Below are 9240 nucleotides of genomic sequence, written 5' to 3'. Positions count from 1 at the left end.
ACTGGCAGCCTCCCATTTGTCTAATGACAAAAAATCCGTCAGGACTTGGACAAAATCATCCATCAACTTACGGTCATTATTTGGCGTCATTAACAACCAACCATTGTAGCAATTAAAACGTTTCAGTCATGTTCACTCCTAAACTTAATTTCATCTAGAATAGCATATTTTTGGAAAATAATAAAGATGCCTCCAGCGGGATTCGAACCCGCACTCCTTTCGTAAGCATAGGCTAGGGGGAACACGCTTCCCTACGGACTTTCACCGACAGGACTTTCACCCATCTCAGCTAATTTGCTTTTCGGTGCTTCTGAAACCCTTACCTTGCGACCCGGTTCTACATTGTTTTCCGGCGCTCTTCCCTTCTAGAGCTATAGAGGCGTACTATTAACGTTTGCTTACAACCAGTGCTCCAATGCCACTGATGAGCATATAGGCAATTACAAACATCCAGAGATAACTAAGGGATACAGCTGACTCTCCTGCGTAACTAAGAGCTGTCAGCGCTAAAAATAGAACACCCATAAAGATGTTACCGACGACCGCATAATATGTCCGCGTATTGTTGCGCGTACGTTCATCTATCTCTGGCGTATTGCCTTTTTTTGATTTCACATAAATAAGGTTGATCAAGAAGATAATGAGCAAGCCTGTTGCTGCCCCTAGAATTGAGGAGATGTCCCCATCATTGAAGATAAATGTTCCAATCACCACTCCAATGAACCCACCAAATGTTGCGAGTGTTAGATACCACTTCTTAAATTTTTTCATTTTCGTTCCTCTTCTAAAATGAACACGTCTTCCATCGGCAAATCAAAATACTTCAAGATTTTGAGTGCGAGCTCAAGACTCGGATTGTATTTGTTTTTTTCAATGGCTGTGAATGTCTGCCGCGTCACCTGCAGATCCTCGGCCATCGTGATTTGCTTAATGCCTCTTTCTTTGCGAATCTGCTGGATATTGTTTCGAACCGGCATGTCTCTTCCCTACCTTCCGAACAGAAATGTAAAGATATCTTTACGTAAAGTGTAATACACTCCCCATTAAAAGTAAAGATATGTTTACATGTTAAATTAAAGGACTTTTACAGTTACTGGCGAATAGTACTACTAGCGTTCTGTTTGAATAAAGGAAAAGAGGAATTAAATGTATAAAGATAATGAACTAGTACTAAGAAAAATCAAAGAAGATGATTTACAGCGAATGTGGGAATTAACTTTTAAAGAAGCATCGCCTGAATGGAAAAAGTGGGATGCGCCTTACTATGAACATAAGGCGAAATCGTTTAAGGACTACATACTAAACAAAGAAACCATTGTTAATCAAGATGATTTCTGGCTGATTGAAGTCGACGGCATCATTATCGGAACAGTGGGTTACTACTGGGAGCACAAACCTTCCAACTGGCTTGAAATGGGGATAGGTATTTACGACCCGAATTATTGGAGTGGCGGGTTTGGAACGAGGGCCCTTACTTTATGGATCCATCATCTCTTTACAACCTTGCCACTGGTAAGAGTAGGTTTTACCACCTGGTCGGGAAATCATAGGATGGTCAAAGTAGGAGAAAAACTTGGCATGCAGATGGAAGCAAGACTTAGAAAATGCCGTTTCTATAATGGCGAATACTACGACTCTATTCGAATGGGACTGTTGAGGGAAGAATGGGAAGAGATATCTAGTCATCATGTAACTTAAAAAGCCCCCTGGAATGAATCCAGAGGGCCTCGACGCAGTATTTGTATTTATGCCTGCTTCGCTTCTAAAATCTCCTGAATCTCTGTCCAGTCGACAAGACGCGTGAACGTCAAATGTCGGTTATAGGACTGATCTTTGAGGATGACTTTGAGATTCTCTTCTTTCACCAACGTATTTACCACATCCGGTTTATCATCAAAATAATAATCCAGATCTAAGCGTTTAATGATTTGTACTTTTTCATCGTCTTTCATGCCATAGAAGAAACGCTCATCTTGAACCGGGAATCCTTGTGCTTTCATCCACTCTTTTGTTCGCTCCCCGTGTTCCTTCGGTCTTGCTGTAATGTAATAAATCTCATGGCCTTGTTGATCAAGCTCTACCAATGTTTCTAAAGCATTTGGATAAACGGGGCAAGTCGTGTAGTAAATGTCTTCTAAAGATGATTTCCACATCTCGCCGCCTTGTTCGTCCGTCATGTCAAACAACTCATGGATTTCAACGCGCTCGAGCTTCGTGAACTGGTCGAGCGGCACGTTCTTTCCTAGCTTTTGATTGTAGATGTCAAACGCATGCTTGCGCAGATCAATCAACGTATCGTCAATATCGAAACCAAATTTCATGATGGAACTCCTTTACGTAAGATAGACGGGATAACCGCTTATTTTAAAGTCTTTGCCTGTTTTTTCAATTTGAGTGGCGGACAATTCAATGGCTTGATTCATTTTGGCGAAGCCTGTGCCCTCTAAAAACGTAGGTGCATCTTTTCCGCCAATCAGTTTCGGAGCCACATATAACACCACTTTATCAATCAGTTGATGCTCGAGGAAAGAAGCGTTGATCGTTCCTCCTCCTTCAAGGAGTACAGAAGAGACGAGATTCTCACCAAGAATGTCAACGACTTGTTGTACATTGACACGTTCTGAGCTGTCCGTTCGAAACACTTGAACACCTCGAGACCGCAGTTGTGCTTCTTTCTCAGAATCTGCATTCTGACTGGTGAAGACCCACGTTTCCGCTTGTTGATCGACGACTACTTTCGCCGTTAAGGGAACGTTTAAGTGGGAGTCTATAAGTACCCGGATTGGATTTCTACCATTCGGAATTCGAGTCGTCAGTTCAGGATCATCTTTTAACACCGTATTCACGCCGACCATGATGGCCCGGTGTTCATTTCGCAAGTGATGGGCGTCTTTTCTGGATTCTTCTGAAGTAATCCATTTGCTATCAGATGTATGCGTAGCAATTTTACCGTCTAGCGTGATCCCTGATTTCATAGTGATGAACGGGATTTTGCGTGTGATAAATTTATTGAACACTTCATTCATTTGCTGAGACTGCTCTTCACAGACGCCGGTGATGACTTCAATCCCTGCTTGCTCTAAGATTTTCACACCATTTCCTGCCACGATAGGATTTGGGTCTAACGTAGCAATGACCACTCGTTTGAGTCCAGCGGCGACGATAGCTTCCGCACAAGGGCCGGTTCTACCATGATGCGAACATGGCTCAAGTGTAACGTAGATCGTGCCACCTTTTGCATGTTCACCAGCCATGCGAAGTGCATGAATCTCAGCATGTGGTTCCCCTGCTTTTAAATGAGCACCTACTCCCACAATGCGGTTGTCATTGACAATGACAGCGCCCACTAACGGGTTCGGATCGGTCTGTCCTTTCATGGCCTGTGCATTTTTAAGTGCCAGTTCCATATAAAATGTATGATCAGTCATGAACAGGTGTCCCTTCTTGTTGTATATGACCTGAGCGTTTTACTTTTGTCTGCAGGTAGACCTCATTGAACTCGGACAAATCGCCCCATAACTGTTGGCGGCCAGATAATTCTAAGCCTGCATCTTGCAGAGCCTGTAATTTTTTCGGGTTATTTGTCATCAGTTTGATCGGTTTTGAGCGAAGTGCCTTCAGTACATGAATGGCATCGCTATAGTCACGCGAATCGTCCACAAAACCAAGGCTTTCATTGGCATCTACCGTATCGTAGCCATTTTCTTGGAGGATATACGCCATCGCTTTACTGAACAGACCAATTCCCCGGCCTTCATGATTGGCTAAATAGAATAAAGCCCCCGTTCCATGGTCCACAATCATTTTCATTGATTCTTTCAATTGGTAGCCACAGTCGCATCGTTTGCTACCGAAAATATCTCCTGTGTGACAAATCGAATGCATACGAATGATGGCATCTTCTCCATTTGCGAAGTCTCCATAGGCCAGTACACTGGATTGTTGCAGTTCAGCTAAATTCGATGAAGAGAGTTTCTCAATGATGCGATTCACATCACTTGTCACTTCGTCACAGTTCAACCAGCTATACCACTGGAACACAACAGTTTCCCCGTAAAGATTTACAGGTAAACGAATCGGACCGACTAAGTAAATCGCCCCATCCTCTTTATGAATCAATTGAATTTTATCTTGTAATGCTGCAACCACTTTTGAGTCTAATTTTTCTTGTATCATGATGTCCACTCCTGCTCAAGTTCTGAATTTTGATTGAGTTTTCATCATTCTATCATGGAGGATAAAAAATCCGTGAGTAAAAGAACTCGGGAATTTTCAAGTGGTGGCGGGCTTCGAAGGCTGTTAGATGGTACATAAACTTTATACAAATAGAAAAAACTGCAAATCCAATAGCGATTTGCAGTCTCTTATTGAATATCGAAAGCCATCATGTAAGTCGCCTCATTCCTCCTCTACTACAATCTTCGAAGCTATCTGTTTTTCCCAATCACGAATCTCCGCAACTACCCTATCACCAATTTCTAACGATTCTGCAGATGCTGAGTTTGCCCCTACCTTTTCAATAATCGTGGCGTCATCGATGATTACTTCATAGACCGGATACTCTGCTTCTGGGTCATCGCCATAAACTGCGATATGAACTGAACTCTCATCCACTCTATAGACCTTCCCCTTAATCTCAGAAGGAAAATCGCCAGTACATGCTGTCAACGACAATGCGAAAATGAGTAATAACAGAAATCTCTTCACCCTAAACAAATCCCCTTATTTTCTAACACGTCATTTCTCCCTTAATGAACTATCAATGCAATTGGAAAATAGCCATTTATTTCTAACTATATCAAACGATTCAGAAAATACTAGCTTTAATTTACAAAATAAACCATAGAAAACAACTCGACTTTCTAGGCCGACATTCCTCTTAATTTGAGATAGTTTCCCCCTACAATAGTTGGTATACTTTACCTACTAAGGAAACTATCCTGAAATGAGTGAACTCTTATGAAACTTCCTATAAAATTTTCCATTATTTTAGTAACTACCATTAGCCTATTTGTTACGCTAGCTGTTGTATTTGCTACAGAATACTATGTAAACAGACAGACTCTAACTGAATCTACCCTTGAACTGAACTACTCCAATGCACAAAAATTGAGTACTTTAACAAATGATACCTTTATCTTGATGCGTGAGAGTTTACAAGCAAACCATGCAAATGTTCTGGAGAACTGGGACGACCCAGAAGAATTAACGTCTATTCTCAAAACTATCCAAGAATCAAACTTTAACTTTAATTCCGTTACCATCATCAATGACAATGGGACCGGCCGCGCCAACTATCCCGATATGGGGCTTGTGGGTATCTATATTAATACAGAAGGTGTGAAACGTGGGATTGAGGTTAAACAAGATTTCATTTCCAACCCTTACATAGGTACGAATAGCAAACTCATGCTCATCATCTCTACAGCGCTCTATCAAGACGGAGAGTATTACGGTATGCTGAACGGACTCGTTTGGTTAGAAGAACAGAACTTCTTAACTCGTCTACTGGAACAAACTTATGGAGATGATTCCACTTTAGCAACTGTTTATGATAACGAAGGACACTATATTTATCACCCACGGAAGGAATGGATAGGCTCGAAAGTTTTTGAAAATCAAGCAACCAGCGATTTAGCTCAAGATCAAGCAGGAAAAAGTATTATTGAAGATCGAACAGGTGCCGTGTTTTATGCGGGATATGACAAAGTAGAAGAAAGTGATTGGGGTATTATTTCTATGACACCTGAAGAAATTGCTTTAGCGCCTGCAGAGCTCTCTGCAAATCGCGCCATTCTGATTAGTCTACCTTTTATCGTTGTAGCTTTTCTTGTATTATTAGGACTCATACTGTTCATCACTAGACCTCTAAACCGTCTATCACAGGTCGATTATTCAAAACCTATATATGAAGTCATTCAAGAGACGCAAGCTATCCCTTCACCTTATCGAGAATCTGCCGCAATCAAACAGATGATCCTTTCCTTTGCGCAAAATCAGCAACGATTGCTAGGAGAATTAGAATCTTTAGCAATTACCGACCCGCTGACAGGTCTTGTAAACAGACGTCGATATGCACACATGCTTGAACTTATTCACGAAAACCAAGAACCGTTTGGCTTAGTCATCCTTGATATCGACCATTTCAAATCCATCAATGACTCGTACGGGCATTTAGTTGGAGACCAAGTCCTAATCAAACTCGGAGAGCTGATGAAATCCTCTATGCCAGCGACCAGTCTACCTGTACGTCTGGGCGGAGAAGAATTTGCATTTGTCATACAAGGCACGACTGAAGACGAAGTAGTAGCATTTGCAGAGAGATTCAGACAAGAGGTCGAACACACTAATTTTCCTGCTCCACAAACGATTACCGTATCTATTGGTGTCGGGTATTTCGATTGTACGCAATGCGACCTTGAAACGTTTTTTAGTGATGTAGATACACAACTCTATAAAGCCAAAGCAAACGGACGAAATCGCATTGAACGTGTTTCCTTCATTAATGGCACAAAAGAGTTTTCCTAACAAAAAACCTATGTCCACACCGGACATAGGTTTTAAAAGTCTTTATAGATAAAAAATGTATTTTTACCAGAAAGTTTAGCTGTATACAATGCATGATTTGCCTTTTTTAGAACTGCATCTAAGTCTATCTCTTCATCAGCATCAAAAATTGCTACTCCGATACTTGCAGATATTCGATATCCATCTTCCCATTTCTCCATCGCTTTTACTAATTGTGTTGCGCAGTGAGATACCTCTTCTTCCGTACTTGGATACGCAAAGTGAATGATAAATTCATCTCCACCTAACCGTACTGCACAGCTTTCCTTATTTCCACGAGTTGCTTCTATCAAGCGTTTTGCAACTTCTTTTAGTACCTCGTCGCCTGCATCATGTCCCAAGGTATCATTGACCTTCTTGAATCCGTCCAAGTCAAGGTAGAACAGACTTCCACCGTTGTTTGCCGTTTCTTTAAAACGATCTGATAAATAGCGGCGATTGTATAAATCCGTGAGTGGATCCCGAAACGCACATCGTTCCAATTCCAAATAATACGAGAACATCCGAACGATGCGTTGGAGCAATTTGATACTTTTCTCATCGTATTCACTTGCCTTACTATCTGCTACGCACAGCGTCCCGAATCGCTCTCCGTTCATATGTTTGATGGGCAATCCCATATAAGAGTGAATATTCGCACCTTTCAGGAGTCGTTTGACAGTCACGGAATCCGCATCTCGCTCCACATCTTCATAAATTAGAGGTTCATTTTTAGAAAAGTCGATTCGGTTGCATACAGACTTCGGGAGTGGCACAACAGTACCTTCAGAGACGAGAATTTCTGAATGTTCATCAGAAACTTTTAAAACGACTTGTTGAACATCTGTAAGAGAGGACAAATAGATGAGTTTGTTAGGCAAGATCTCCTTCGCAAGATCTAAAACATCTGTTGCAAGCTCATCAAAATTCCGGTACATTTGCACTTCTTGTGTAGGTGTCACGAGTAATCCCTCCTGTCCTCATCTTTTTCTTTAATTACCTTCTAGTATACCCCATTTTCTCCAAACTCTGAAATGATGTAATAAAATCGATTTTAAATATAAATTTATTGATAAACGATAAATTATAGAGTATTCTTAACTCAAATCATTGTTGGAGAGGAGCAAGCTTTGTGAAAAAAGGTACCACTGTTTTGTTAAAACTTGCGCTAGTAGTGATCGCATTACCTGTCGCCGGCCTCTGTCTCTATGCTCTGCCCTTATTAGCTATGGAAGCCTTTACTCATATGAACGGGGAGAACATTTTGCCTTTCATTATGTTAGGATTAGTAACAGCTGCTCTACTTTCTGCTATCCCTTATTACATCGCATTATTTCAAGCTTATAAATTATTACGTTTAATTGAAACCAATGGTGCCTTTTCAGCCGCATCTGTTGCCGCATTAAAGAAAATTAAACGTTCCGGACTATGGATTAGTTTCTTGTATACGCTTGCGTTACCTCTCATTTTTGTTGTTGCGCAGTGGGACGACGCACCTGGTTTAGTTCTAATCGGAATGGTAATTGTTGGAGCTTCACTAGTCGTTTCAGTATTTGCAGCTGTTTTAGAAGCCCTACTGCAAGAAGCGATTACGTATAAAACTGAAAACGAATTGACGATCTGAGGTGAGAACATGCCCATTCAAATTCATATTGATGTCCAGTTAGCAAAACGTAAGATGAGTGTGACAGAACTCACGGAAAAGGTCGGCATCACCATGGCAAATCTGTCTGTCTTGAAGAACGGGAAAGCAAAAGCCGTACGCTTTTCGACACTAGAAGCCATTTGCAAGGCACTGGATTGTCAGCCGGGTGATATTTTGGAGTATGTACCAGAGGAGGAAGAAAATGATTCGACCGTTGTTTGATTACAATTGGCAAGTGCGTGCGGATTGGATGAAGTGGTGTGAAGAGTTACCGTATGAGGAACTTGTGAAACCACGTTTTGGTGGTATGAAATCCATCCTTCATAATTTGTATCATGTCGTGTATTGCGAACATATCTGGGTCAGCCAGCTTCTTGGTATAGATGTAAACATTCAACCCATCGAGAAGATCCGAACGCTAGCTAATATTCGTGCTTTTGAGGCGATCACACGTGAACGGACGCTCCAATGGTTTGAACAAGAGACTGTTTTTAATGACGCAGTTTTGGATTTGCGTGGACGGCAGTTTTCTCATATCAAGGTGATGATGCACATCGCAACACATGAAGTACACCATATCGGTCAGCTATCTGTTTGGTCTCGTGAGCTTGGGCTCGCACCCGTTAACTGTGACTTGTTACCACGCGACGTGGAGTTTTTGGATATAGAAAAGTGACATTCCGGTTTGTCTGGAATGTCACTTTTTTGGTTAGTTGAATAACGAATTATACATCGCAAAGCTCATGATCAGGAATAGTACCGCAAGCACGATGCCGCCTAGTATCTTTCCACTGCGATTTGGTCGATTTTCAGGTTGTTTATCCATAGGTCAACCCCCACTCTTCAGTATCTGATATAAGTATACACTGATGTATGGTGTGAGGTAAAACCAGAACTAGTAGATTCAGCTGCTGTTCGTGGCTATTTTATGGCGGTAGTTCAGGACTAAGCACCTCTCCCAGCAGTAAATCCCGAAAGTACATCACCATTTCAGGAAAAGTGCATCACTAAACAGTAAAAGTTGACCATTAAGTACCATGAACTGCCCA

Annotated in this window: 12 protein-coding genes; 5 read left to right on the top strand and 7 right to left on the bottom strand. The window is 41.5% G+C overall.

The genetic code is table 11. The features are described 5' to 3' along the window. Positions 1-387 precede the first annotated feature (387 nt). Positions 388-771 (bottom strand): hypothetical protein, encoded by a 384-nt coding sequence (locus JOD03_RS06165; protein WP_204589969.1) that lies wholly within the window; start codon positions 769-771, stop codon positions 388-390. Then, a complete protein-coding gene (locus tag JOD03_RS06160; protein ID WP_204589968.1) occupies positions 768-977 on the bottom strand; it encodes a helix-turn-helix transcriptional regulator in 210 nt (69 codons plus the stop codon). The genes JOD03_RS06165 and JOD03_RS06160 overlap by 4 nt, the downstream gene beginning before the upstream one ends. Before the next feature lie 169 nt (positions 978-1146). Here JOD03_RS06160 and JOD03_RS06155 point away from each other — a divergent pair, with 169 nt between their 5' ends. Then, the gene (locus JOD03_RS06155) at positions 1147-1698 is read left to right on the top strand and encodes a GNAT family N-acetyltransferase (protein ID WP_204589967.1); all 552 of its coding nucleotides are present in this window, start codon (positions 1147-1149) and stop codon (positions 1696-1698) included. A gap of 47 nt (positions 1699-1745) precedes the next feature. On the opposite strand, the gene JOD03_RS06150 is transcribed toward JOD03_RS06155, so the two are convergent. The 4 genes from JOD03_RS06150 to JOD03_RS06135 all read right to left on the bottom strand — a co-directional run bounded on the left by JOD03_RS06150 (position 1746) and on the right by JOD03_RS06135 (position 4614). Next, on the bottom strand, positions 1746-2321 hold the full coding sequence (locus tag JOD03_RS06150) for a 5' nucleotidase, NT5C type (RefSeq protein ID WP_204589966.1): 576 nt from the start codon (positions 2319-2321) through the stop codon (positions 1746-1748). Between the two features lie 12 nt (positions 2322-2333). Continuing rightward, positions 2334-3428 carry a bifunctional diaminohydroxyphosphoribosylaminopyrimidine deaminase/5-amino-6-(5-phosphoribosylamino)uracil reductase RibD gene (gene ribD / locus JOD03_RS06145; RefSeq protein ID WP_204589965.1) on the bottom strand — a complete coding sequence of 365 codons (1095 nt, stop codon included), beginning with the start codon at positions 3426-3428 and terminating at the stop codon, positions 2334-2336. Continuing rightward, the gene (locus JOD03_RS06140) at positions 3421-4176 is read right to left on the bottom strand and encodes a GTP cyclohydrolase II (protein WP_204589964.1); all 756 of its coding nucleotides are present in this window, start codon (positions 4174-4176) and stop codon (positions 3421-3423) included. Before JOD03_RS06140 ends, ribD begins: the two co-directional genes overlap by 8 nt. A gap of 222 nt (positions 4177-4398) precedes the next feature. After that, positions 4399-4614 (bottom strand): hypothetical protein, encoded by a 216-nt coding sequence (locus JOD03_RS06135; protein ID WP_204589963.1) that lies wholly within the window; start codon positions 4612-4614, stop codon positions 4399-4401. Between the two features lie 345 nt (positions 4615-4959). Here JOD03_RS06135 and JOD03_RS06130 point away from each other — a divergent pair, with 345 nt between their 5' ends. Further along, positions 4960-6528, top strand: a complete 1569-nt coding sequence (locus JOD03_RS06130; protein ID WP_204589962.1) for a sensor domain-containing diguanylate cyclase — start codon at positions 4960-4962, stop codon at positions 6526-6528. A 32-nt stretch (positions 6529-6560) separates the two neighbouring features. On the opposite strand, the gene JOD03_RS06125 is transcribed toward JOD03_RS06130, so the two are convergent. Then, positions 6561-7508: a sensor domain-containing diguanylate cyclase gene (locus JOD03_RS06125; RefSeq protein WP_338032440.1), complete on the bottom strand. Its 948-nt coding sequence runs from the start codon at positions 7506-7508 to the stop codon at positions 6561-6563. 170 nt (positions 7509-7678) lie between these two features. Between JOD03_RS06125 and JOD03_RS06120 the strand changes: the two genes are divergently transcribed. The 3 genes from JOD03_RS06120 to JOD03_RS06110 are packed head-to-tail and all read left to right on the top strand — an operon-like array spanning position 7679 to position 8867. After that, on the top strand, positions 7679-8170 hold the full coding sequence (locus JOD03_RS06120) for a DUF2975 domain-containing protein (protein ID WP_204589961.1): 492 nt from the start codon (positions 7679-7681) through the stop codon (positions 8168-8170). A 9-nt stretch (positions 8171-8179) separates the two neighbouring features. Then, complete coding sequence (locus tag JOD03_RS06115) at positions 8180-8413, top strand: helix-turn-helix domain-containing protein (RefSeq protein ID WP_204589960.1); 234 nt, start codon at positions 8180-8182, stop codon at positions 8411-8413. Continuing rightward, on the top strand, positions 8394-8867 hold the full coding sequence (locus JOD03_RS06110; protein WP_204589959.1) for a DinB family protein: 474 nt from the start codon (positions 8394-8396) through the stop codon (positions 8865-8867). Before JOD03_RS06115 ends, JOD03_RS06110 begins: the two co-directional genes overlap by 20 nt. Positions 8868-9240: the final 373 nt, after the last annotated feature.

The organism is Chryseomicrobium aureum, from assembly GCF_016909155.1.
GTDB classification, from domain to species: Bacteria; Bacillota; Bacilli; order Bacillales_A; family Planococcaceae; genus Chryseomicrobium; species Chryseomicrobium aureum.
The sequence above is the reverse complement of the archived record's forward strand: the minus strand, read 5'-3'. Positions and strand labels throughout refer to the sequence as shown.

Excerpts from the sequence above, each read along its gene's own strand:
- JOD03_RS06140 (WP_204589964.1), bottom strand. The coding sequence starts at position 4,176 with ATGATACAAGAAAAATTAGACTCAAAAGTGGTTGCAGCATTACAAGAT.
- JOD03_RS06115 (WP_204589960.1), top strand. The coding sequence starts at position 8,180 with ATGCCCATTCAAATTCATATTGATGTCCAGTTAGCAAAACGTAAGATG.
- JOD03_RS06110 (WP_204589959.1), top strand. The coding sequence starts at position 8,394 with ATGATTCGACCGTTGTTTGATTACAATTGGCAAGTGCGTGCGGATTGG.
- ribD (WP_204589965.1), bottom strand. The coding sequence starts at position 3,428 with ATGACTGATCATACATTTTATATGGAACTGGCACTTAAAAATGCACAG.
- JOD03_RS06150 (WP_204589966.1), bottom strand. The coding sequence starts at position 2,321 with ATGAAATTTGGTTTCGATATTGACGATACGTTGATTGATCTGCGCAAG.
- JOD03_RS06160 (WP_204589968.1), bottom strand. The coding sequence starts at position 977 with ATGCCGGTTCGAAACAATATCCAGCAGATTCGCAAAGAAAGAGGCATT.
- JOD03_RS06165 (WP_204589969.1), bottom strand. The coding sequence starts at position 771 with ATGAAAAAATTTAAGAAGTGGTATCTAACACTCGCAACATTTGGTGGG.
- JOD03_RS06155 (WP_204589967.1), top strand. The coding sequence starts at position 1,147 with ATGTATAAAGATAATGAACTAGTACTAAGAAAAATCAAAGAAGATGAT.
- JOD03_RS06130 (WP_204589962.1), top strand. The coding sequence starts at position 4,960 with ATGAAACTTCCTATAAAATTTTCCATTATTTTAGTAACTACCATTAGC.